General features: G+C 62.2%; 21 protein-coding genes. 9 read left to right on the top strand and 12 right to left on the bottom strand.

The annotated features are described in order from the left end of the window. The first annotated feature begins 88 nt into the window (after nt 1-88). Nucleotides 89-292 (top strand): hypothetical protein, encoded by a 204-nt coding sequence (locus JQ609_RS20665; protein ID WP_212274762.1) that lies wholly within the window; start codon nt 89-91, stop codon nt 290-292. A gap of 238 nt (nt 293-530) precedes the next feature. Here the strand turns inward: JQ609_RS20665 and JQ609_RS20660 are convergent, their stop codons facing one another. The 4 genes from JQ609_RS20660 to thiD form a co-directional block, all read right to left on the bottom strand. Next, complete coding sequence (locus JQ609_RS20660; protein ID WP_212274761.1) at nt 531-758, bottom strand: hypothetical protein; 228 nt, start codon at nt 756-758, stop codon at nt 531-533. 137 nt (nt 759-895) lie between these two features. Beyond that, nucleotides 896-1,984: a TRAP transporter substrate-binding protein gene (locus JQ609_RS20655; RefSeq protein ID WP_212274760.1), complete on the bottom strand. Its 1,089-nt coding sequence runs from the start codon at nt 1,982-1,984 to the stop codon at nt 896-898. A 192-nt stretch (nt 1,985-2,176) separates the two neighbouring features. Beyond that, on the bottom strand, nt 2,177-3,157 hold the full coding sequence (locus tag JQ609_RS20650) for a tripartite tricarboxylate transporter substrate binding protein (RefSeq protein WP_312014878.1): 981 nt from the start codon (nt 3,155-3,157) through the stop codon (nt 2,177-2,179). Nucleotides 3,158-3,321: 164 nt separating this feature from the next. Then, nucleotides 3,322-4,119: a bifunctional hydroxymethylpyrimidine kinase/phosphomethylpyrimidine kinase gene (gene thiD / locus JQ609_RS20645; RefSeq protein ID WP_212274758.1), complete on the bottom strand. Its 798-nt coding sequence runs from the start codon at nt 4,117-4,119 to the stop codon at nt 3,322-3,324. A 195-nt stretch (nt 4,120-4,314) separates the two neighbouring features. On the opposite strand from thiD, the gene JQ609_RS20640 reads away from it, so the two are divergent. Beyond that, complete coding sequence (locus JQ609_RS20640) at nt 4,315-4,560, top strand: Lrp/AsnC ligand binding domain-containing protein (RefSeq protein ID WP_192737765.1); 246 nt, start codon at nt 4,315-4,317, stop codon at nt 4,558-4,560. 328 nt (nt 4,561-4,888) lie between these two features. Beyond that, nucleotides 4,889-6,031 (top strand): TAXI family TRAP transporter solute-binding subunit, encoded by a 1,143-nt coding sequence (locus tag JQ609_RS20635; protein ID WP_409410534.1) that lies wholly within the window; start codon nt 4,889-4,891, stop codon nt 6,029-6,031. A 205-nt stretch (nt 6,032-6,236) separates the two neighbouring features. Here JQ609_RS20635 and JQ609_RS20630 read toward each other — a convergent pair whose 3' ends face one another. The 8 genes from JQ609_RS20630 to JQ609_RS20595 all read right to left on the bottom strand — a co-directional run bounded on the left by JQ609_RS20630 (nt 6,237) and on the right by JQ609_RS20595 (nt 17,502). Beyond that, entirely contained in the window at nt 6,237-7,163 is a 927-nt protein-coding gene (locus JQ609_RS20630) for a cytochrome c (protein ID WP_212274756.1), read from the bottom strand. Between the two features lie 300 nt (nt 7,164-7,463). Next, on the bottom strand, nt 7,464-7,913 hold the full coding sequence (locus JQ609_RS20625) for a cytochrome c (RefSeq protein ID WP_212214723.1): 450 nt from the start codon (nt 7,911-7,913) through the stop codon (nt 7,464-7,466). Nucleotides 7,914-8,020: 107 nt separating this feature from the next. After that, complete coding sequence (locus JQ609_RS20620; RefSeq protein ID WP_212214720.1) at nt 8,021-10,327, bottom strand: xanthine dehydrogenase family protein molybdopterin-binding subunit; 2,307 nt, start codon at nt 10,325-10,327, stop codon at nt 8,021-8,023. 66 nt (nt 10,328-10,393) lie between these two features. After that, the gene (murJ, locus tag JQ609_RS20615; protein WP_212274755.1) at nt 10,394-11,920 is read right to left on the bottom strand and encodes a murein biosynthesis integral membrane protein MurJ; all 1,527 of its coding nucleotides are present in this window, start codon (nt 11,918-11,920) and stop codon (nt 10,394-10,396) included. A gap of 97 nt (nt 11,921-12,017) precedes the next feature. Then, the gene (locus JQ609_RS20610) at nt 12,018-13,166 is read right to left on the bottom strand and encodes a DegT/DnrJ/EryC1/StrS aminotransferase family protein (protein ID WP_212214716.1); all 1,149 of its coding nucleotides are present in this window, start codon (nt 13,164-13,166) and stop codon (nt 12,018-12,020) included. A 42-nt stretch (nt 13,167-13,208) separates the two neighbouring features. After that, nucleotides 13,209-14,225 (bottom strand): Gfo/Idh/MocA family protein, encoded by a 1,017-nt coding sequence (locus JQ609_RS20605; RefSeq protein WP_212214714.1) that lies wholly within the window; start codon nt 14,223-14,225, stop codon nt 13,209-13,211. Between the two features lie 227 nt (nt 14,226-14,452). Continuing rightward, nucleotides 14,453-16,552, bottom strand: a complete 2,100-nt coding sequence (locus JQ609_RS20600; protein WP_212274754.1) for a caspase domain-containing protein — start codon at nt 16,550-16,552, stop codon at nt 14,453-14,455. 23 nt (nt 16,553-16,575) lie between these two features. After that, nucleotides 16,576-17,502, bottom strand: a complete 927-nt coding sequence (locus JQ609_RS20595) for a DUF4399 domain-containing protein (RefSeq protein ID WP_312014740.1) — start codon at nt 17,500-17,502, stop codon at nt 16,576-16,578. 310 nt (nt 17,503-17,812) lie between these two features. On the opposite strand from JQ609_RS20595, the gene JQ609_RS20590 reads away from it, so the two are divergent. From JQ609_RS20590 to JQ609_RS20565, 6 genes are all read left to right on the top strand, one after another. Then, the gene (locus tag JQ609_RS20590) at nt 17,813-18,604 is read left to right on the top strand and encodes a formylglycine-generating enzyme family protein (RefSeq protein ID WP_249119596.1); all 792 of its coding nucleotides are present in this window, start codon (nt 17,813-17,815) and stop codon (nt 18,602-18,604) included. A 200-nt stretch (nt 18,605-18,804) separates the two neighbouring features. Then, the gene (locus JQ609_RS20585) at nt 18,805-19,716 is read left to right on the top strand and encodes a LysR substrate-binding domain-containing protein (RefSeq protein ID WP_212214779.1); all 912 of its coding nucleotides are present in this window, start codon (nt 18,805-18,807) and stop codon (nt 19,714-19,716) included. Between the two features lie 131 nt (nt 19,717-19,847). Continuing rightward, entirely contained in the window at nt 19,848-21,005 is a 1,158-nt protein-coding gene (locus tag JQ609_RS20580; protein WP_212274752.1) for an ABC transporter substrate-binding protein, read from the top strand. A 155-nt stretch (nt 21,006-21,160) separates the two neighbouring features. Continuing rightward, nucleotides 21,161-22,159, top strand: coding sequence for an ABC transporter ATP-binding protein (locus tag JQ609_RS20575; protein WP_212274751.1), 999 nt, complete (start codon nt 21,161-21,163; stop codon nt 22,157-22,159). Continuing rightward, complete coding sequence (locus tag JQ609_RS20570) at nt 22,156-23,124, top strand: ABC transporter permease (protein ID WP_212274750.1); 969 nt, start codon at nt 22,156-22,158, stop codon at nt 23,122-23,124. Before JQ609_RS20575 ends, JQ609_RS20570 begins: the two co-directional genes overlap by 4 nt. Next, a complete protein-coding gene (locus JQ609_RS20565; RefSeq protein ID WP_212274749.1) occupies nt 23,114-23,929 on the top strand; it encodes an ABC transporter permease in 816 nt (271 codons plus the stop codon). The genes JQ609_RS20570 and JQ609_RS20565 overlap by 11 nt, the downstream gene beginning before the upstream one ends. Nucleotides 23,930-23,939: the final 10 nt, after the last annotated feature.

Here is a 23,939-nt window from a genome sequence, read left to right as displayed (position 1 = left end):
ACTTGAACCTCGGACGCTCCGGGAAAAATAGGAAACCTCCGGGGACAACGTGAGTTGCCTCGGTGGTCGCACTTGTTGGAGCTGGATAATGGTCGATGAAGTTCTTCGAAAGGCGGTCGACACGGCTTGGACCGTCTATCTGACGACACATCGCGACGTCGACGTTGCGGACGGTCGACTATGCCTGTTGGAGCGACATCTGCAAGGGAGGCTGGAGGCCAGCCAAGGCGAGACCGAAGAGCTCACGTGTTCTGGACTCGCCTACCTTGACCGGCTTCCCAAGGACGAATGATGAAGCGGATAGAGTTATTGATCGGACAGATAGCAGCAGGAAGCGCGAGACCCGATTGGACGTTGCTCGCCCTTTCGTCGCTGCTTTCAGCGACGCTGGTCTTGGCGATGCAATCCATTAGCAGGTGAGCCCTCACCATGTGCGACTTTAGGCAGCTCTCCGGGTTCATCGCCGAGAGGCGGCCGTCGAGGCTGCCAACCAACTTGCGCGATCGACCGAAGAAAGGTGCGGTGGCTTGTTACCTGCGGCGGCGCCCGACCAGAACACCGACCAAGAACGCGACAGTGACTGCGTGCAGGGGCGCTTCTTTAGCCCACCGAGCCAAGCGATCAAGAGGCGCACCAGGTTGCCGGCCTGCTTCGACGGCGTCGGCAACAGATTGAGTGGTATCCTTGACCGTTTGAGTAGCCGCCTGAACGGCCTCCTTGGCCTGGTCGAGCTTTGCATCAATACCTTCGCCGATCATCTGGGTTCTCTCCGGCAATGTCGAAGAAACGACGCCCGGAACAGACAATCGTTCCCAGCCCCTTTAATTATCAGGCGAATGGACCTGCTACCGACGCACCAGTAATCCGGCTTCACAGGACGAGCGCGCGCCCGTCCTCAGCCCTTGCGCATCTTGCTGAGCAGATAGTTGTCGTAATAATTCTCCGCGATCTGCGTGTAGAACAGCACTTCCTTCATGTAGGCGTCGTGGCTCTCTTTGGTCTTCTTGAAGAGCGGGCTCTTCTCGGCGATTTCGTTCAGATGGTCCTGCGTGGCGGTGTAGCAGGCTTCCATGACCGGTTGCGGGAACGCGCGCAGTTCGGCGCCGCCTGCGATCAGCCGCTTCAGGGCGGCCGGATTGACGCTGTCGTATTTCTCGATCATCCACGCGCCTGCCGCCGCGCCGGCCTGGCTGAGAACTGCCTGGTATTGCTTGGGAAGCGCATTCCACTTTTCGTCGTTGACGATCATGTGGAGCATGGCCCCGCCTTCCCACCAGCCGGGGTAGTAATAGTATTTTGCTACCTTGTAGAAGCCGAGCTTCTCGTCGTCATAGGGACCGACGAACTCCGCGGCATCGATCGAGCCTTTCTCGAGCGCCGAATAGACGTCGCCGCCCGCGATCTGCTGCGGCACGATGCCGAGCTTTGCGAGCACATGGCCGCCCATGCCCGCGATGCGGAATTTGAGGCCCTTGAGATCATCGACGGTCTTGATCTCCTTGCGGAACCAGCCGCCCATTTGCGTGCCGGAATTGCCGCACAGGATCGCATGCGCCTTGAATGGCTTCAGCGCCTCGTTGCAGAGATCGGCGCCGCCGCCGAACGTCCACCAGGAATGCTGGTGGCGATGGTTCATGCCGAAGGGTGCGCCGGTGGCATAGGTGAGCGCCGGCTCCTTGCCGATGTAGAAATAAAGCGGGGTCTGCGCCATCTCGACAGTTGCCGTGCTGACGGCATCGAGCGCCTGCAGGCCGGGCACGATCTCGCCGGCCGCAAACGTCTGAATCTGGAATTTGTTGTCGGTGGCGTCAGCGACGTATTTCGAAAACGTCTGCGCCGTGCCGTAGATGGTCTCGAGCGACTTTGGAAAGCTCGAGGTCAGGCGCCACTTGATCTCGGGCGCGGCTTGCGCGATCGCGGGTGCCGCAACCAGCGTCGTAGCGCCGGCCACGGCGCCGCCTGTGAGGAACGTACGGCGCTTCATGTGATCACTCCCTGGATTGCAAATGTATTGGCGCGGGGCAGAGGCTTCCGCGACCTTCAGTCCTCATCTTAGCGAACTTTGGGGGAAGCGTGGAAGTGCTACTTCAGCCACCGCGCCATACGTCGCAGGCGGGCGGGCACCGACGCGCGGTGCCCGCATTGGAGCCAAGGAAAACAGCAAGGAAAACGCTCTCTAGTCCAGCTTCACATTGGCCTCTTTCACGACCTTGCGCCAGCGCACGACTTCGTCTGACACCATCTTCGCGAATGCAGGGCCCGTGACATCAGGAACATCAGAGCCGTTGCGCTCCCAGGCCTCCTTGATCGCAGCCACCTGCATCGCCTGCTGCAGCTCCTTGATCATGCGTTCGACGATCGCCGGCGGCGTGTTCTTTGGCGCGAACAGGCCGTACCAGGTCGCCACTTCAAAATCGGGCAGACCGGCTTCCTTGGCCGTGGGAAGGTCGGGGAAAGCCGCCACCCGCTTCGGCGCGGCGACCGCGAGCGCGCGGAGCTGCCCGGCCCTGATCGGCCCCGCCGACGAGCCCATGCCGTCGAACACGACAGGCACGTGGCCGGCGATCAGGTCCTGCATCGCAGGTCCCGCCCCGCGATAGGGCACGTGCTGGAGGTTGGTCTTGGTCAGGATCTTGAACAGTTCGCCCGCGAGGTGATGCGTGGTGCCGGCGCCGGCGGAGCCGTAGTTCAACTGACCCGGGTTCGCCTTGTTGAACGCGATGAACTCAGCGAGCGTCTTGGCGGCGACCTTCTCGGGATTGACCACGATCACCTGCGGTGGACGCGCGATCAGCGCAACCGCGACAAAATCCTTCTCGATGTCGTAGTCGAGATTGGGATAGAGCGAGGGTGCAATGGCGTGATGCGCCGCGCCCATGAAGAAGGTGTAGCCGTCGGGGGCGGCCTTGGACGCCGCCGAGGCGCCCACCGTGCCGCCGGCGCCAGCGCGGTTCTCGACCAGCACGCGCTTGCCGAGCTGGGTGTCGAGCTGGGCTGCGAGCGGGCGCGCGAAAGCGTCGGTGCCGCCACCGGCCGCGAACGGCACCACGAACGTGATCGGCTTGTCCGGCCATGTCTGGGCCTGGGCCGGATTTGCGGCAATGGAAAGGCCCGCCAGAATGGTCAATAAGGCATAGCGAAGGGTTGTTTGTCTCACGGCGTTTCTCTCCCGGATATTGCGGCTGGTCCGCGCGTTGGCGGCGTCGCGATTTACTTGAATTTCAGGCGCTGAATTATAGGCGCCGGGCATGGTCCCGCCAATGGGCCATTCGGACAAGGACAGAAACGGGGCTGCAGCGGTGCTTCCAGTAACGTCTGCCTTCAGTAATACTTATGAAAATGATGCACCGGGCCATGCCCGCGGCCGACGCTGAAGCGGTCCGCGGCCGATATCGCCGCGCTGATCCAGGCCTTGGCGTTGCGGACGGCGGTCTCCATGTTCTCGCCCTTCGCGAGGCCCGCCGCAATCGCCGACGACAACGAGCAGCCGGTGCCGTGGGTGTTTTTGGTGGCGACGCGCGGTGCGGCCAGCGTGATGGTCTTCCCGGCGTCGATAAAATAGTCGGTGCTCTCGGCGCCCTGCCCGTGGCCGCCCTTAATCAGCACCGCGCGGCAGCCCATCGCCAGCAACCGCTTGCCTTGATTTTCGACCGCAGCTTCGCTTTCCGCCACCGGTTCATCGAGCAAGGCCGCCGCTTCCGGCAGATTGGGCGTGATGACCGAGGCGAGCGGAATGAGCTTGGTGCGCAGCGCATCGACGGCTTCCGCAGCCAGCAGGCGATCGCCTGATGTCGCGACCATCACGGGATCCAGCACGACATGCTTCGGCGACCAGCGCGTCAGCCCCGCGACGATGGCATCTATGCTGGCGGGCTGCGCCACCATGCCGATCTTGACCGCGCCGACGGCAAGATCGGAAAATACCGCATCGATCTGGGCGGTGATGAACTCCGCCGGCACCTGATGGATGCCGCTGACGCCGGTCGTGTTCTGCGCCGTCAGCGCCGTGATGACCGAGGCGCCGTAGACGCCGAGCGCGGCAAACGTCTTCAGGTCGGCCTGGATTCCGGCGCCGCCGGACGAATCGGAGCCGGCGATGGTCAGCGCGATCGGCGTCATCGCCTACCTCGTGGAATTGGTGAGTTCGGAGCCATAAACTGTCCTAGCGCGGCCGGCCATTGCCAGCAAGTTGGCTTGCCATCAGCCTCCGTTTTTGAGCTTCTGACCCCGACGCGTTTTCCTGATGCGAACCGGTATCCACTTCGCTTGAAAGCGCTATATTGGCCACAAATCTTCCCTTCGGAGACGACAACCATGGTTCCCTTCTTCGTCCAATTCAAATGCAAGCTCGGCCAGTCCTACGCGGTCGCCAATGCGCTCGCTGAAGCCGAGATCGCCTCGGAGATCTATTCCACCGCCGGTGATTACGACCTGCTGGTCAAGTTCTACGTCGACAACGCCACCGACATCGGCCATTTCGTCAACGAGAAGGTGCAGGTCATTCCCGGCATCCAGGACACCCACACCATCATCACCTTCAAGGCGTTCGGCGGGAGCTAGGGCGTCGCCTGATTGGGACTACCTCAGACCTCTGCCTGCGCGGAGTGCCGATCTGACTGCAGCGCCCGAGCCTTTCGACCGGTTGACGACAGCGTCATCAAGCAAATCAGGACCTGCCACCCTCCGCCGTTTCGGACAACGCAACGCGTCACGCTGACGCGGATCGGGACCCCCTGCTTCTGCCTTGCAGTATGCGCGGAAATCCGCGAGCATTCGCGCCAATGCGCAAAGCCTGTTTCCGGCTGACTTCCCGGAATCCTCGGCGACAAGCGTCTCAAGGCTGCAACGTCAGCCGCAACGGGAGGGATGAATGATCAATCCGAAGATGATGCTTGCGGCCATCGCGCTGACCGGAACCACGGTCGCGGCATCGACGGCGGTCGCACAGGTGAAACTGCCGGCGAACGTGACGATGACCGCGTATGACACCGGGACATCCGGCTTCAATATCACGGTTGCCGTCGGCAAGATGTTCAAGGACAAGTATGGCACTGACGTGCGCGTGCTGCCCGCCGGCAACGACGTCGCTCGCCTGCAACCGCTGCGTCTCAACCGCGCCAGCCTCTCGGCGATGGGCGTCGGCGTCTATTTCGCGCAGGAAGGCGTGTTCGAATTCGCGACCCGGGAATGGGGACCGCAGCCCATCCAGATCACGCTGAGCTCGATCGACTGCAACGGCCTTTCACTGGCGGTCGCCGCCGACATCGGCGTCAAGACCTATGCCGACCTGAAAGGCAAGCGCATCGGCTTCGTGGTCGGTTCTCCCGCACTCAACCAGAATGCGCTTGCCGTGCTGGCGTTCGCCAATCTGACGGCCAAGGACGTCAAGATCGTCGAGTTCGCGGGCAACAACGCGATGTGGAAAGGCATCATCAACAACGATACCGATGCGGTATTCGGTTCGACGATCTCCGGGCCCGCCAAGGAACTGCAGACATCGCCGCGCGGCATCACCTGGCCCGCGATGCCATTCTCCGACAAGGCGGGATGGGAGCGCATGCGCAAGGTCGGCCCGTATTTCACCGAGCACAAGGCAACCTGCGGCGCAGGCGAATTTTCCAAGGACAAGCCGGTCGAGGTCGGCACCTATCCATACCCGATCTACAGCGTCTATGGCAGCCAGTCCGAAGACGAGGTCTACATGCTGACCAAGGCGATGATCGACGGCTATGACGGCTACAAGGACAACGCACCCGGCGCCAGCGGGCTTGCGGTGAAAGCGCAGGCAAAGAACTGGGCGGTGCCGACGCACAAGGGCGCGGTCAAGGCGCTGAAGGAGGTGGGCGCCTGGAGCGACGACCAGGAGAAGCACAACAACGCACTGCTCAAGCGGCAGGAAGTCCTGATCGCGGCGTGGACCGACTACATGAAGGGCAGCCCGGCTTCCGATCCGGCAAAACTCGCCGAGGAGTGGATGGGCGCACGCAAGGCGGCACTTGCCAAGGCCGGCATGGTCAATACGTTCGAGTGATGTAACGAATTTTGGTTGAATTAGTCCGGCGGCAGACTTCACCTCTCCCGGTTGCGGGGGAGGTCGGCGGGCAGCGCCGGGTGGGGTCCTCACCAAGAGTCTGACTCGTGGCACCACCCCCGCCCCAGCCCTCCCCGCAAGCGCACCCGCAAGCGGGAGAGGGAGCGCAGCTCCGTCGCGGTTGCGACTTCGCATCAAAAAAACGTCAGGATTTCTCCGCCTTCTTCGGCCGCGGCGGTCCCTCCACCGGCGGCAGCGATTTCAGATATTCCGCCATCGCGGTGCGGTCCTCCGGGGACAATTGCGAGGTGTTGCGGATCACGCGCGTCATCAAGCCGCCGGCGGTATCGCCGTCGGGCGTCTGCCCGCTCTCGAGGAAATAGGAAAAATCCTTCGCGCTCCACTCCGACATCCGCTTCTGGGTGATGTTGGGGACCCAGCCCTCGCCTTCCGGATTTGGTCCGCCGGCAAAGCGTTGCGCGTCGATGATGCCACCGAGAAAATTGCGCGGGCTGTGGCACTCCGCGCAATGACCGAGGCTGTTGACGAGATACGCGCCGCGATTCCATTGCGCCGATTTGCTGGCGTCCGGCACGAATGGCTTGCCGTCCGTGAACAGGAATTTCCACACCCCGACATTGCGGCGAATGTTGAACGGAAACGGCACGTCATGGTCGCGCGTCTTGCCGGCCACCGGTGCCAGCGTCTTCAGATAGGCAAAGAGATCCCTGACATCTTCGACCTTCGCATGTTCGTACGACGCGTAGGGAAACGCCGGAAAATAATGCAGGCCCGACGGCGACGTGCCCTTGAGCATGGCGGTGACGAAATCGGCCTCGCTCCATCGTCCGATGCCATCGTTGGGATCGGGCGAGATATTGGGAACGTTGAAGGTGCCGAACGGAGACGGAATCGGCAATCCACCGCCGAGCTTGAGGCGATCGGGCTGGTTCGGCACGGCGTGGCAGGACGAACATCCGCCGGCATTGAACGCTGTGAGGCCGTTGGCGAGGTTAGGCTTGTAGGCTGGCAATGAACTCGCAGCGACGACCGCCGGTATGGTCAGCCACCAGAAAATGCCAAGCCCGGCGATGGCTGCCAGAACGGCCAGAAGGAACAGTCGTTTCAGCATTCACCAATCCGTCATCGGGCGTTTTGATATGGCGGCCAGTATGTACGCAATTTCAGCCGGAAGCTTCCACGAAATTTCGACAACTCTAGGCCGTCTCGGCAACAAACCGCCGCTGATCCGCGCGGCGAAATCCGCGGCCAAGTGGTGAGTTTCACACGACGGTGAAGCAGGCTTCATACCCAGGTGATGAAGTCCACTTCACACCGAATTGATGAGCGAGGTAAGCGTTCGCGCCCGCGAATAAGAAAGAGGCCGGACACATCACGCGTCCAGCCCCTTCCTGTCTGGTCAACCGAAGGGCTAGCCCTTCTTGAGACGGTAGGTCTCGTGGCAGGCGCCGCATTCCTTGCCGATGCCGGGGAAATTCGCTTTCAGCGAGTCGAGGTCCTTGATCTTGGCCTTGGCCTCGGCCACCACCTTGGTAAAGCTGGCGACCTTGGCGTCAAAGCCAGCCTTGTCTTCCCAGATCTTTGGCGAGGGGGCGTAGTCACCCTCCCATTTGGCGTCCTTGACGCTGGCGGGGAACATGGTCGGGAGCTTCTTTGCGGTATCGTTGAGCTGGGTGAGCGCGGCATCGACCGCGGCCTGATCGTAGGGCTTTTCGCCCTTGAACATCGGGCTCAGCACGCCGCCGAGGTTCTTTCCGTTGGCCTTCATGACGTTCTGGGCATCCTTGACGGGATCCTGCTGCGCCACGCCTGCGCCAACACTGAGCAACAGTGCTCCTGCAACCACCAAAACCCGTTTCATTCGCTAGACCCCTCTTTTATGACACAAGCTGGCCCGCGACCGCCGTGGACCTTGCCTGACCTAGCCAACACCGCGAGTTTAGATTCATTCCAACTTCAACACAATATTCAGAGGTTATGCCGGCGCTGGGCCTCCCGGATCGCGATCCAGACCCGCTCGGCGGTCGCCGGCATGTCGATGTGGTCGATCTTGTACTCGCGCCACAGCCCCTCGACGATCGCATTGACCACCGCCGGGCAGGAGCCGATCGCACCGGCCTCGCCCGCGCCCTTTACGCCGAGCGGATTGGTGGTGCAGGGAACGTTGTGGGTTTCGAAGTGGAAGGACGGGCCGTCGGCCGCGCGCGGCATCGCATAATCCATGAAGGTGCCGGTGACGAGCTGGCCGTCGCTGCCGAACACCGCCTGCTCCATCAGGGCCTGGCCGATCCCCTGCATGGCGCCGCCATGGACCTGGCCGGCCAGCAGCAGCGGATTGAGCGTCACCCCGAAATCGTCGACGATCACGTAGTTGACGATCTTGATGATGCCGGTGGCCGGATCGATCTCGACTTCGGCCAGATGGGTGCCGTTCGGGTAGGTGCCGTCGGCCTGGTTGAAGGTCGCACTCGCGTTCAGCTTTGACGGATCGACATCAGGACGTTTGGCCAGATCGGCGAAACTCACCGAACGGTCGGTGCCGGCGATCCGGATTCGGCCGTCGCTGATCTCGAGGTCGGCAGCGCTGGTTTCCAGTGCTTCGGCCGCGATCTCCTTCAGCTTGCCGCCGAGGTCGTGGGCCGCACGCTGCACGCTGACGCCCCCGGTCGGGATCGAGGCCGAACCGCCTGTGCCGAGGCCGGTGGCGACGCGATCGGTGTCGCCCTGCACAATGTGCACGCGCTCGGGCGGCAAGCCGAACTGTTCTGCGATCAACTGCGCATAGGCGGTCTGATGGCCCTGCCCGCTCGACTGGGTGCCGATCAGGATGGTGACGTCGCCGTTGGGATCGAGCGCCACGTTGGCGGTTTCATCGCCCATGGTGCCGCAGATCTCGACATAACTTGCAAGGCCAATGCCGCGCACCAGCCCCGCCTTCTTGGCGGCCTTGGCGCGCTTGGGAAATTCCTTCCAGTTGGCGACTTCCATCGCGCGCTTCATATGCGCGGCGAAATCACCGGAGTCGTAGACCTTGCCGGTGATGGTCTTGTAGGGCAGCGCCTTCGGCGGGATGAAATTCTTGCGCCTGATCGCATCGGGCGTCATGCCGAGCTTTCGCGCGCAGGCGTCCACCAGCCGTTCGATCACGTAAGCCGCCTCGGGGCGGCCCGCGCCGCGATAGGCATCGACCGGCACGGTGTTGGTGAACACGGTGCGGACGCGGCAATGGAAGATCTGGATATCGTAGAGGCCGGGCAGCATGCCGGCGCCGCCGTGCGGAATGTAGGGACCGAAGGTCGACAGATACGCGCCCATGTCGCCCATCAGGTCGACGTCCATCGCCAGGAACTTGCCGTCCTCGGCGAGCGCCATCTTCGCGACCGTGACGTTGTCGCGCCCCTGCGCGTCACCCACGAAGTGATCGGAGCGGTCGGCGGTCCATTTGATGGTCTTCTTCAGCCGTTTCGCCGCGACCGAGATCAGCGCATATTCGCGGTACGGAAACAGTTTGGTGCCGAAGCCGCCGCCGACGTCGGGGCAGATCACCCGCATTTTTTCCAGCGGCATCTTGAGCACCATGCCGCCGATGATCTCGCGCAGGCGATGGCTGCCCTGGCTGCCGATCGTCAGCGTCAGATGATCCTTCTTGGCGTCGTATTCGGCGACCGCCGCGCGCGTTTCCATGAAGTTGGTGATGACGCGCGGATTGACGATCGACACTTCGGCGACCGCATGCGCTTTTGCAAACGCAGCCTCGGTTGCCGCCTTGTCGCCGATCGGCACGTCGAACAGCAAATTGCCGGCATGATTGGGCCAGACCTGCGGCGCGCCTTTCTTGACGGCGTTGACAAGGCCGACCACCGCCGGCAGCGGCGTCCAGTTGACCTCGATCGCCTCGATCGCATCGCGGGCATGGTCGATGGTGTCGGCGACCACGAAGGCGATGGAATCGCCGACGTGGCGGACTTCATCCCTGGCGAGGATCGGGTACGGAGGTCCGGTGAACGGATCGACTTCGAAATTGAACAGGCACGGCAGATCGCCGAGATCCTTGACGTCGTCGGCGATCAGCACCGCGGCGACCCCGGGCATGCCGCGGGCCTTCGTGACATTGATGGTGAACTTGGCGTGCGCATGCGGCGAGCGCAGCATCAGCGCATGCAGCGCGGGAGACGGCGAGACGTCGTCGGTGTAGCGGCCCTTGCCGCGAATGAGCGCATCGTCTTCCTTGCGGCGGACGCTATGACCGACGCCGAACTTGATGGGAGCTGCCATCGTATCTCCAATAGCCTGATTGTTTCGCGCCATATTGGCGTGGTTCGCCGCCAAGCGCAAACGGGTTTAGCCGCGGATCAGCGAGAAAATCCAGCCTCTGCCGAACAGGACGAGGATCGAAACACCATAGACAAAGATGCCGCTCACCATAAGTAACAGCAATGCGAGTTCGTCGCGGAACGAGCTCACTTGCGCGAAATAAATGGTGGCGAAACGCGCGGTCAGCCAAAGGGCTATGGCAAGCACGATGCCGGATATCGCGAACTTGGCGAGCGATCTGAGCCACTCGCGGTCCAGTTCGAGAAATCCTCTTCGCACTGCAAAACCAAGTACCAGCAGCAGATTGACCCAGGCGCCGATGGCGGTTGCGAGCGCGAGACCGATCTGGGCGAGCGGCCCCATCAACGCGACTTTCAGGGCGACGTTGACGGCAACGCCAGTCAGCGCCGCCTTGACCGGCGTCGCGGTGTCCTTGCGGGCATAGAAGGTGGCGACCGCGCTGCGGATCATCACGAAGGGAATGAGCCCGACGGCATAGGCCGCCAGTGTCGCGCCCGCTGCTGCGGCATCGGCTTTCGAGAACGCGCCACGCGCGAACATCGCGCGCATGATCACGTCAGGCACCGTGAGGAACGCGGCGACGAACGGTATAGAAAACAACAGCGTGAAGTTGAACGCCCGCCGCTGCGCCTTGGCGGCGCCGGCATCGTCTTGCGCCGCCAGGCGCCGCGACAATTCCGGCAGCAGCACCGTGCCGATCGCGATCCCAATCACGCCGATCGGCAACTGGTTGAGGCGGTCGGCATAATACAGCGCCGACAGCGCGCCGGCGGCGAGAAACGTCGCGATGATGGTGTCGGCGAACAGCGCCACCTGTGTTCCCATCGAGCCGATGGTCGCCGGCCCCAGCGCGCGGAAGAAAGCGCGGACATCATTGTCGAGCCGGGGCATGCTGAACTTCGGCAGGATGCCGTTCTTCGCCGCGTCACCCGCCAGCAGCAGGAATTCGAGGATGCCGGCGATCAGGACGCCCCATGCGGCGGCATAGCCGGCGCCGGGAAAGAACGCGGCCAGCGCCAATGTCGCCATCATCGACAGATTGAGAAAGATCGGCGCCGCCGCCGCACTGGCAAAGCGATGCATGACGTTGAGCATGCCGCCGTACAGCGTCACCAGCGTGATCAGCAAGAGATAGGGAAAGGTGATCCGCGTCAGTGCAATCGCCAGTTCGCCGCGCGCCGGATCGTCGGCAAATCCCGGCGCCAGCAGGCCGATCACCTGCGGCATGAACAGCCACGCCACCACGAGCAGCACGACCTGGGCGCCGAACAACAGCGTGAAGATGCGATCGGCGAACAGTTTTGCCGAGGTTACGTTCTGCCCGTGAAGATGGGCATAGGCCGGCACGAACGCGGCGTTGAAGGCGCCTTCGGCGAAGATGGCGCGAAAATGATTGGGCAGGCGCAGCGCCACGAAGAACGCGTCCGCGACCGGCCCCGCACCGAGGATCGCCGCGAGCATGATGTCGCGCGCAAAACCGGTCACGCGCGAAAGAAGCGTATAGCCGCCGACGGTGAAAATGCGCCCAAGCATGAGCCCGCTTCTAGCGCATATTCGGTTCTGATTGCATCAGAACCGAGAACTATATTTGTCTCGACGCGCCTTCTTCACGCGAATGCTATTCGCCAAATCAGGACGAAAGCGCGCCGCGCACCGCCTCGATAACGCGATCCTGCGTCGCCTCGTCGAGATAGGCGTGCATCGGCAGGCTGAGAACCTCCCCGGAAAGTCTTTCACTAATCGGCAGGCCGCCTTGGGCCACCGGGAAGTTCCGGTAGGCAGTCTGCTGGTGCAACGACTTCGGATAATAGATTGCCGTCGGAATTCCCTGAGCTTTGAGTAAAGCAGCCACATCATCGCGGACGCCGCCTGGAAGGCGAATCGTGTATTGCGCCCACACAGAAGTACAGTTCTGACGCACGCGAGGCACGATCACCATATTGCCAAGCCCCGCACTGTAACGTTTGGCAACAGCATCCCGAGCTGCGATCTCGCCCGGGAATATCTTTAGTTTTTCAATCAGGATCGCCGCCTGAATAGTATCGATCCGCGCCGTAAGGCCTAGCCTGACGTTATCATACTTGTCGGATCCCTGGCCATGCACGCGCACACTTCGCAAGGTATCCGCCAGCTCCGCATCATCGGTAAAGATCGCGCCTCCATCGCCATAACAGCCCAGCGGCTTGGCGGGAAAGAAGCTGGTCGCGGTTGCAAGACCGAACGTCCCCAGCGGTTGTCCCTTGTACGAAGCGCCAAAGCTCTGGGCAGCATCATCGAGGATGAACAAGTTCTCCGCTTCGGCGACCTCGGCAAGCGCGTCATGGTCGGCCGGCTGCCCAAACAGATCGACCGGAATAATCGCCCTTGCCTTGAGTCCCATTTTCTTCGCTACGGAGATCCCGTCCTTCAACGAAGCGATGTCGATGTTGAAGGTTTCCTCGTCTACATCCACGAAAATCGGGGTCGCGCCAAGAAGTGCAACGACTTCTCCCGTCGCACAGAAGGTAAATGACGGGCAAAGGACGGCGTCGCCTGGTCCAACTTTCCTGGCGAGCAAGACCATCAGCAATGCGTCGGTGCCACTCGCGCACGCCACCACGTGCTTCGCGCCGCAAAAAGCCGCGAGATCCGCCTCCAGCCGAGCGACTTCCGGCCCGTTGATGAACTGACAATGTTCCAATACGCGCGCAACGGCATCATCGATGCGGCTTCCAAGACCGCGCCGCTGCGCAACGATGTCAGTGAACGCGATGGGTTGAGCTAGCACATGTTGGTTCATGTAATCCTCTCATTGATAGGTCCGGCTGGTTGCCGGTCAAGATCAGCCGGCGACGCGGCGAGGACCCTTGCGCGCGGAGGAAGCCGCGGGCCGGGCCGGCGCTTCGAGGCAGCGGATAGCGATTTCCAGGCTGGCCACGCCCTCGTCGCCGGTAACCGCCGGCACATTGCCTGACCGGACGGCATCGAGGAACGCAATCAATTCGGCGCGCAGCGGCTCGTCATGGCCGACCGGCAGATGACGCATCGAATAGCTGCCGTCGGGCTTGAAGCCGAAGCACTCCGTCACCTGACGCGTCAGCAAGTCGCCCATCACATATTTGCCGCGGGTCGCGACCGTGACGTTGCGCGCCTTGAACGGCGTCAGCCAGTTGGTGTTGATATGGGCGAGCACGCCCGAGGCGGTGCGGAACTGCAGCAGCGCGATGTCCTCGCGCTCGGCGATCGCGCTGGAGAGCTGCGGCTGCACCTCGACGATGTCGGATTCGGTGAACCAGCGGATCAGGTCGATATCGTGCACGGCCAGATCGATGACGACGCCGACATTCGACATCCGCGGCGGAAACGGCCCGACCCTGGTGATGCCGATGGAAAGGATGTCCTCGCCCGAGATCGCCTGCTTGATCGCCGCGACCGCCGGATTGAAGCGCTCGACATGGCCGACCATCAGTGTGACACCGGCGCGATGCGCAGCGTCGACGATGTCCCGCCCCTCCTCGACCGTGGGCGCAATCGGCTTCTCGACCAGAATATGGATCTTGCGCGCGATGCAGGCGAGCGCGACCTCATGATGCAGATGGGTCGGGGCCGCGATCGTGACCGCATCGACGCCCTCGGCCAGCAATTCTTCGAGACCCTCGAAAGCGCGGCAGCCTGCGAGTTCGGTGGCGCGCAGGCGATGCTCCGGCAGCGGGTCGACGATGCCGACCAGCGTGACGCCGGGCAGCCCCGCCAGCACGCGGGCATGGTTGCTGCCCATCACGCCGGCACCGATCACGCCAACGCGCAATTCAGGCGTGGCGCCGGCTTTCGCATCCGACCCGGACCCTTTGGAACTCATATTGTCGACCCCAACAAATCAATCCCCCAGTATTGCCCCGGCGGTTCTCTAGCACGCCGCCACAAGTGTGGCGAACGCCATCCTCGCTATCCGGACACGTTTTGATTCAAAGAGTTACAGCCCAGAAACACTGAGAGAAGCGCATTGGCGGGGCTCATCGGGGGCTTAGGCCACCGCAATATGGAGGAATTAAGTGCTTCGGCCGAGGCTGTGGGAGCCCGTCCTGACTAGCCTCCGGACAGGCTTTCCCGCAGCCGTATGACCTGAGGCCGCAACTGCTCGCAGGCGAGTTCGCGCTCGAATCGAACCACATCCTCGCGTGACTGGCTGGCGCGTAGCTTGGCCAAGGTGGCCCTCTCCTCGTCACAGCTTCGGACCGGGACAATCGGCGCGGGCTGCGCCGGCTTCGCCCCTGATGGCGCGGACTGAGCGGATTGAAGGGTTGGCGGATTGGCCGCAACCGACGGCTCGTCCGGTTTCGCCACTTCCTTCGCGATTTCCTTGGGCAGGCTCTCGCGCAGCCGCACGATTTGCGGGCGCAACCGCTCGCAGCTGAGGTCACGCTCCAGCGCGGCCAGATCGGCGTGCGAGGGATTGGCGCGGACCTTGGCAAGCCTGGCTTCGTCCTTTTTGCATTCGGGTGCCGGTGCGACAGTCGCAACGGCGACCTTCGGTTCCGGCGGCTTCGGGGCGGCTTCCTGTTTCGGGGCGGCCGGCGGCGGCGGTGGCGCAATAACCAAGGCCGGCGGCGGCGCAATTTTTTCAACGACAGGCTTAATCTGGGCGGCGATGGCCGGCGCCGCGTTGGCGACCGCCGAGAGGCTTTCCCGCAACCGCAGGATCTGGGCACGCAATTTCTCGCAGCTCAGGCTCCGTTCCAATTCGGTGACCGCCTCGATCGACGGGTTGCTGCGCAACTGCGCCAGCATGGCGCTGTCGCGATCACAGGGATCGCCAGGCGCCGGCGCGGCGTCAGTCGGCGGCAGCGTCCGGATGTCGGTCGATATGCCGGCGAGCGACGGACTGGTCGGCTCCTTCCGATCGATCGCGGCGATCTTGGTCCGCGCCTGCTCGGCCAGCAATTGCGCAGCCTCTTCACGCAGCTTGCGCTCCCGCTCGGCCGCGAGCTTCACGCGTTGCTCTTCCTGGGCCTTGGCGGCTTCCCGCTCCTTGCGCTCATTCTCGGCCACGAGCCGCAAGCGCTGCTCTTCCTGCGCCTGCGCGGCCTCGCGTTCCTTGCGAACTTTCTCGGCTGCCGTCTGCGCGCGAAGGGTCTCCTGCTTGCGCAGCGCTTCTTCCTGCTCGGCCAATTTGCGCATCATCGCTTCGCGTTCGGCCTTGCGCTGCTCTTCCGCAAGCCTTGCCGCTTCGCGCTGACGGGCCTCCTGGTTCTGGCGTTCGCGAATGGCGGCCTCGATGCGCTGGATGCGGTTTTGCGCCTCCGGCACGTAGCTCGACGTCGAGAACTTGGCGATGAAGTCCTGCAGCACGGCGGGATCGGGCGAGTCCTTGATCTTGTCGAACGCGATCCGGTCGGTCTGGTTGAGGTAGTAATTGCTCAGCAGCGACACGTAGGTTTCCGGGCGCTGGCGGCCGCCGGTCTGAGCGTTGACGTCGGCGGCGACGCGGCGGAACAATTGTTCGATTTCGAGGCCGGGCTCCTTGAGCCGCTTCAGGAAGGCGCTGGTGAACGGGCTGTTGCGGCCGTCGCCGTCGGCGGCGACTTCATCCGCCGCGGTGGAATAGGCCACCACCATGCCCTGGGCCTTGTCGATCTTGGCGAGCCCGCCGCGCACGGCATCGATGGCGCGGCTGTCGCCGGACTTCTTCTTGCGGCGAAGCGCGTTGACGATCGGATTGTTGCGGCACGCATCGAGGATCACGATCTTGACGCCGTCGCCGCGGTCGAGCGCGGCGCGCACGTCGTCGAGCGGCGTCATCTGGTAACGGAAGCTGATCTCGTCCTCGACTTCGGCGTCGGTCGGCATCAGGAAGTTGCGGCCCTGATACTGGACGGCATGACCGGCGTAATAGAACAGCGCGGCGTCGGCGTCGGTCGCCAACCTGGCGAATTTGGCCATGTTCAGGTCGAGATCGCGCTTGTTGGCGTCGATCGCCTGCAACACTTCGAAACCGACCCCGCGGAGTGCCGCGGCAACGTCCGTGGCGTCGTTCTTCGGATTAGCCAGGAACAGGCTCGCATTGCTGTAGTTCGAGTTGCCTACAACCAGCGCAACGCGCCGGTCAGCCTTCGCAACGCTGATCGAACAGGTCAGCAGCACGAGACTATACAGAGCTGCAATCCAGATCGGACGACGTGTGCTCATATCAGGCTCCGGAACTGCCCCCTTTAGTAATAGCGACGATATTTGCGATACTTCCTCTTCGCAGGCGGACGACCGTTGGCGGTGACCGTGACCGTGATCGGTTCCGACAGCAACGGCGGATCGTGCGGGATGTGGAGTTCGTCGGCGAGCAGCAATCGCAGCGTATGCTTGCCGAGCGGAAGCGTAATCTTGGCTTCGGTCTGGCCGGCGCCGAAATGCAGATGATTGAAGTCGGCGGGAATCGGCAGGTCGAGGTTCGGAACGTCGGTATCGATCAGCAAATGGTGGTGACCGGTGTTGACCTTCTCGAAGCCGGCGGGTGCAACGCCCATGCCGATCAGGCCGAAACGGATGACCGGGTTCGGCGTGACATAGCCGCGATTCTTCGGAAAGACGAAATATACCTTGGCGCCTTCAGGAGATTTTTTGCGGCCCGCGCTGGCGGGGGTTGTCGTGGCGGGCGCCGCGGCAGATGCCGACGCCGCAGGCACCTGGGAGGCGGCAACCACGCGAATCTTGATCCGCTCGGAGATCACCGGAATCGTATTCGGAATGTGGTCCTTGTCGCCCAGCACCAGCTGCAGCGTGTGCTCGCCTTCCGGCAAGGTCACTTCGGCCTCGGTTTGCCCCGCGCCAAAATGCAGATGATTGAAGTCGCTCGGGATCGGCTGATCGAGCGGCGGCAGCTCGGTGTCGATCAGCAAATGGTGGTGTCCGGCGTTCGCCTTGTCGGAGCCGGCGGGCGCGACGCCCATGCCTTTGAGGCCGAAATTCACGGTGAAGGTGGTCGGTACCGTCTGACCATCCTTGAGGCCAACAAAGTAAACGGCTGCACCCGGGGGAGAGGGATTGGGACCACCAACCGGCTTTTGTTGTCCGTGGCTCGGTCCGATCGTTCCTGCCAGCATCAAAAGCGAGACAGCAATTCCGGTCGATACTTTCGAGAACACGCGCACACCTCCTAAAATCAGACAGGCCGGCTGCCAAAATCTCAAATAACTCAAGAACTGAAATGCGTCTGTGAAATAGTACACTGGATTTGCGCCATTGAATATCGTCCCCTGCCCGCGGGCGGACCACACCCTTGCGCCCAAGCTCTCGTCGATTTGATTATGGAATGAGGCGATCTGGAGTATTATAATACCACCAAACTAACTGACGATAGCGACACTGCGACTTTTGATTTTATGGAGTGTTGCGGGCACGATGGACCGACAGGCGGCGCGCGGGACGACCGGCGCAATTGAGGCCGAGGGTACGATGTTCAGATTTTTTGCTTTTTTGATATTTCTGCTCGCGGCCGGACCGGCCGCCGCCCAGTCGGCCGCACCGCCCGAACCGGGCGAGCTGTTCCGAGATTGTCCGGATTGCCCGGAAATGGTGGTGGTGCCATCAGGCGAGTTTGACATGGGCGGCAAGGACAGCCCGTACGAGGCGCCGCAGCACCGGGTCACCATTGCCAAGAACTTCGCGATCGAACGGCGCGAAACCAGTTTCGCCGAGTGGGATGCGTGCGTCTCGGACGGCAAATGCAGGCACCGGCCGGACGATCGCGGCTGGGGTCGCGGCGATCAGCCGGTCATCGACGTGAGCTGGGAGGACGCCAAGGCGTTTGTTCTGTGGCTGACGCAGAAGACCGGCCGCAACTACCGCCTGCCAAGCGAGGCCGAATGGGAGTATGCGGCGCGGGCCGGCACCACGACCACCTACTGGTGGGGCAAAGAGGTCGGCAAGTCGAACGCCAATTGCGACAATTGCGGCGACTCGCTGCGCCGGACGATGCGGACCGGATCCTACCGGCCGAACGGCTTCGGGCTCTACGACACATCCGGCAACGTCTACGAATGGGTCGAGGATTGCTGGAACGACAATTACAAGAATGCGCCCAAGGACGGCTCCGCCTGGACGCAAGGACAATGCCGCCAGCGCGTGCTGCGCGGCGGATCGTTCGCCAACAAGGCCAATACGGTCACCTCGGCGGCGCGTTACCGCTACGATCTCGACGTGCGCTATTTCGCCAACGGTTTTCGCGTCGTGCGGGACGTTCAGTAGTCCTTCGGTTCTGCTTCGATCAGAACCGAGCTTGCGCCAGGGACAATAAACCCGCTTTCTCGGTCACGTCTTTTTTGCTCTTTGACGGTTTTTTCAGGCGCCACCTCATGGCGCCATTCCTCGCATTGATACTGTGGTCGTCGATCTGCCGCTCGCGGCTGGAGCTTTCTTCCGCGGCAATATTGGTGCTTAATCCCGTCATGGCGTTCACGATCAGACAGCTTCAGTTCTTTGTCGCGGTGGCCGAGGCCGGCACGGTTTCCCATGCCGCGCAAGCGCTGTCGATCTCGCAATCGTCCGTCACCGAGGCGATCAAGGAGCTCGAGGCCGATCTGAACGTAAAGCTATTTGAACGTCACCCGCGCGGCCTGTCTATTACCCACAAAGGCCATCAGCTCCTGCGCCACGCGACGCGCATCCTGACGGATATCTCCGATGCACGCAGGAGCTTCTCCGAGCAAGCTTCGAACCGTGGTGGCCGCCTACAGCTCGGCGTTACCTCGCTCGTCGCCGGCTACGTGCTCTCGGATCTTCTGGCGCGCTATCGCCGTGCGTTTCCGTCGGTTGAGGTCAACGCCATCGAAGACAACGGCGACTACCTCGAGCACCTCTTGATCGGCGGCGAACTGGATGTTGCCGTCATGGTGGTGTCGAACCTGCGCGACCGCCTCGCAATCGACGCCGAGATCGTCGAAGTCTCGCCCTATCGTTTGTGGCTGCCGCTCGGACATTCACTTGCAAGCGCCGACAGCATCGCGCTTGCAGACATTCTCTCCGAGCCCCTTATCATGCTGACAATTGATGAGGTGGAGGAAAATACGGGCAAACTGCTCGCCGCATTCGGAACCCGCCCCAAGATTGCTTTCCGCACGCGATCCGTCGAGGCGGTGCGCAGCCTGGTGGCCACGGGCGCCGGACTCGCACTGCTGCCCGATCTTGTCTACCGGCCCTGGTCTCTGGAAGGCGATCGCATCGAGTCGCGCGACGTCTCCGGCTCACTGCCGGCAGTTCAAATCGGCATGACGTGGCGGCGCGGGTCAGGTCTCACGCAAAACGCGCGCGACTTCATAGGCATAGCGCAAGGCCAGCGCAGCGCACGGCAGCGACCATAACGGCACGCTATCGGAAAAAGCGAAACCCACCCTCTGATAAATGAATTTGCGAAAGCTTGCATTTGCCGACACGCTCTGTGCGAGGACCGTGCTGCCTCGAAAATGCAGCCGCCTGGACCTGGGAGGTGTTGATGAAGTCGATACTCGCATTGCTGAGTGGCGTTACGTTGACGCTGGCGCTTGCGAATCCATCCGCGGCGCAAATCAAGGAAATCGGGAAGGCCGAAGGGCAACTTACCATCGTCGCCTGGCCGGGCTATATCGAGCGCGGCGAGACCGACAGGAAGTTCGATTGGGTCACAAAATTCGAGCAAGCTTCCGGTTGCAAAGTCAATGTAAAGACCGCCAACACCTCCGACGAGATGGTGGCGTTGATGAATGAAGGCGGCTTCGACCTCGTGACCGCATCTGGCGACGCCTCATTGCGGCTCGTTGCCGGCAAGCGGGTGCAACCGATCAATATCAGCCTCATCAAGAGTTGGGGAACAATCGACGAGCGCCTCAAGAAGGCGCCTTGGCATACGGTCGACGGCGTGCACTACGGCGTTCCCTACATGTGGGGGCCGAACGTTCTGATGTACAACACCAAAGTCTTCAAGGACCCGCCGAAGAGCTGGAAGGTGGTATTCGAGGAGATGGCGTTGCCGGATGGCAAACCGAACAAGGGGCGCGTTCAGGCCTATGACGGCCCCATCCACATTGCAGACGCGGCGCTCTATCTCATGACGCACAAGCCCGATCTTGGCATCAAGAGCCCTTATGAGCTGAACGACGCGCAGTACAAGGCCTCGCTCGAACTCTTGCGCGCACAGCGCAAGCTGGTCGGCCGATATTGGCACGATGCCTTCATCCAAATCGACGATTTCAAGAACGAAGGCGTTGTCGCGTCGGGCTCGTGGCCATTCCAGGTCAACCTGCTCAAGAGCCAGAATCAACCGGTCGCATCGTCGATCCCGGACGAGGGTGTCACCGGGTGGGCCGACACGACCATGATGCACGTCGACTCACGTAATCCGAACTGCTCATACATGTGGATGGAGCATTCGCTTGCATCCAACCTGCAGAGCGACCTCTCGGCCTGGTTCGGGGCCAATCCGGCGGTTCCGGCGGCGTGCACGGACGGACGCGGAATGCAGACCAAAGAGGGCTGCTCGACAAATGGCTTCGACAACTTCTCGAAGGTTCGCTTCTGGACGACGCCAACAACGAAATGCGCGACGCAGGGCGACAAGTGCGTGCCCTACTACCGCTGGGTCTCGGACTACATCGGCGTCATCGGAGGGCGTTGAAGCCTGATGCCGCGGTGCAATTCCGCGGCAAAGGTGGCCAGGCGCGACGAACCCTTAAGGGTTGCCGCGACTGGCCACGAGATCTCAAGCGCGTGCTGGCCACCGACAGGCGCCGTAGGCCGAGCGCCGGATCATACAAGCAACGCGGGCAAAGCATGATCGCCGCCGTTTCATTCGAGAACGTATCGCGCCATTTCGGCAGCGTAAAAGCGGTCGACTCGGTCGACCTGGAGGTACAGCCCGGCGAGTTCTTCGCCATGCTCGGGCCATCCGGGTCGGGTAAAACCACCTGTCTTCGCCTCATCGCTGGTTTCGAACATCCAACCGCCGGCGCCATCTCGATCTTCGGCGAACGTGCCGAGGGCGTTCCGCCGTATCGGCGCAACGTCAACACCGTGTTCCAGGACTACGCACTGTTCCCGCATATGAATGTACTGGACAATGTGGCCTACGGACTGAAGGTGAAAGGTGTCTCCAAGACAGAGCGGATACGGACTGCGGAGGACGCGCTGGCGCTCGTCCGCTTGCCGGGCTACGGCACGCGTAAGCCTGGGCAGCTTTCCGGAGGGCAACGCCAGCGTGTTGCACTCGCGCGTGCGCTCATCAACCGGCCCAAGGTTCTGCTGCTGGACGAACCGCTTGGCGCGCTCGACCTGAAACTGCGCGAGAACATGCAGGAAGAGCTGAAGGCGCTGCAGAAATCGCTCGGGATCACTTTCATCTTCGTAACGCATGACCAGGGCGAAGCTCTGTCGATGGCGGATCGCGTCGCAGTCTTCAACGATGGCCGCATCATGCAAGTAGGCACGCCGCAGGACATCTACACTCGCCCGGCTTCCCGGTTCGTGGCCGATTTCGTCGGCTCCTCCAATGTTGTGCCGCCGGACTTCGTCAAACGCCATTGCCAGCGTGACGGCTGGGGAAGCCTAAGGCCTGAGGCGATCCGCGTGAGCACCCAGACCAACGGCACAGGCATCCCGGCGCGCGTGGTGTCGGTGAGCTATATCGGCGCGGCGACGCGCCTCGGATTGGACGCGGAAGGATTGCGGCTGCATGCGACGGTACCGGCCGGCGTGACCGTGCCGGAGCAGGGAGCGGACGTCGTCCTTTCCTTTGGCGCCAACGCGCTGCATGTGATGGAGGCCGACGTATGAGCGATACGGTTGCGCTGAGCGATCGGAGCGCGCCGGCGGTTCTCACCGCGCGCAACGGCGTGCTGGGCGCCCTGTCCGATCTCTTCTGGCGCAAGCCAAAGCTGCTGCTGTTTCTCATGCTGCTGCCGCCGGTTCTGTGGCTCGGCATTGTCTACCTCGGCTCGCTGTTTGCGCTTCTGCTGCAGAGCTTCTTCTCGATCGATGAATATTCGGGGATGATCAAGCGTGAGTTCACGCTGAAAACCTACGGCGAACTGCTACAGCCCTCCAACCTGGACATCATGATTCGTACCGTCGTGATGGCCACGCTGGTGACGATCGCATCCGCCGTCGTCGCGTTTCCGATCGCCTACTATGCGGCCCGGTATGCCCGCGGCAAGTGGAAGGCATTGTTCTATCTCGGAATCATGCTGCCGCTGTGGTCGAGCTATCTGGTCAAGATCTATGCCTGGAAGCTCATCCTCTCAAAGGAAGGCATTCTCAACTGGGCTCTTGCAAAGCTGCACCTGACGGGCCTGCTCGAGGCTTGGCTGGCGCTGCCGATCGTCGGCGGCAACTCGTTGTCGGTGTCGTCCACGGGCACGTTCATCGTTTTCGTCTATGTCTGGCTGCCTTTCATGATCTTGCCAATCCAGGCGTCACTTGAGCGCATTCCCGTGAGCCTCATTGAGGCGTCGGCCGATCTGGGAGCCTCGCCAGGGCGTAGTTTCTGGAACGTGATCTTCCCGCTGGCGTTGCCGGGCGTCGCCGCAGGATCGATCTTTACGTTCTCTCTGACGCTTGGCGACTACATCATTCCGAAAATCATAGGCACCTCGCACCTGTTCATCGGACAGGCTGTCTACGCCCATCAGGGAACAGCCGGAAACATCCCGCTCGCCGCCGCATTCACAGTCGTGCCGATCGTGGTCATGGGCCTCTATCTGTGGATGGCCAAGCGCATGGGGGCGTTCGATGCGATCTGATCGCAAAGCATCCGCGCCGCTCGGGCTGAAGGTGGCGACCGCCTGCGGCCTTCTGTTCTTGCACGTGCCGATTCTCCTGATCTTTGTGTACGCATTCACCACTGAAGACAAAACCTACCAATGGCCGCCGCCCGGCTTTACGACACAGTGGCTCGGGGTAACCTGGAATCGGCCCGACGTTTGGGAGGCGCTGACGGTGTCGGTGAAGGTCGCGGCGATCGCAACCCTGATCGCGATCGTGCTCGGAACATTGTGCGCTGCTGCGGTGAGCGGCTCGCGCTTTTTCGGCCGCGAGGTCATATCACTCCTCATCATCCTGCCGATCGCGTTGCCCGGCATCATCACCGGCATCTCGTTGCGGTCGGCCTTCTCGCTGATGGATATTCCGTTCTCAACGTGGACCATCGTGCTCGGCCACGCCACGTTCTGCGTGGTCGTCGTCTACAACAACGCGGTCGCGCGCTTCCGCCGCACGTCCGGCTCGCTGATCGAGGCATCGTACGATCTCGGCGCCGACGGCTTTCAGACCTTCCGCCATGTCGTTCTGCCGAATATCGGTACGGCGCTGCTCGCGGGCGGGATGCTGGCCTTTGCGCTGTCGTTTGACGAGGTGATTGTCACCACCTTCACGGCTGGGCAGCAACAGACACTGCCGATCTGGATGCTGGAAGAACTCGTGCGGCCGCGTCAGCGGCCGGTCACGAACGTGGTGGCGATGGTTGTGGTGCTCGTGACGCTGATCCCGATCGTCGCCGCCTACTACCTGACGCGCGAGGGCGATCAAGTCTCGGGCGCGGGCAAATAGAAAATGCAGA

The sequence above is a fragment of the Bradyrhizobium sp. AUGA SZCCT0169 genome, assembly GCF_018130085.1.
Classification (GTDB): domain Bacteria; phylum Pseudomonadota; class Alphaproteobacteria; order Rhizobiales; family Xanthobacteraceae; genus Bradyrhizobium.
This window is presented reverse-complemented; position numbering and strand designations above follow the sequence as displayed.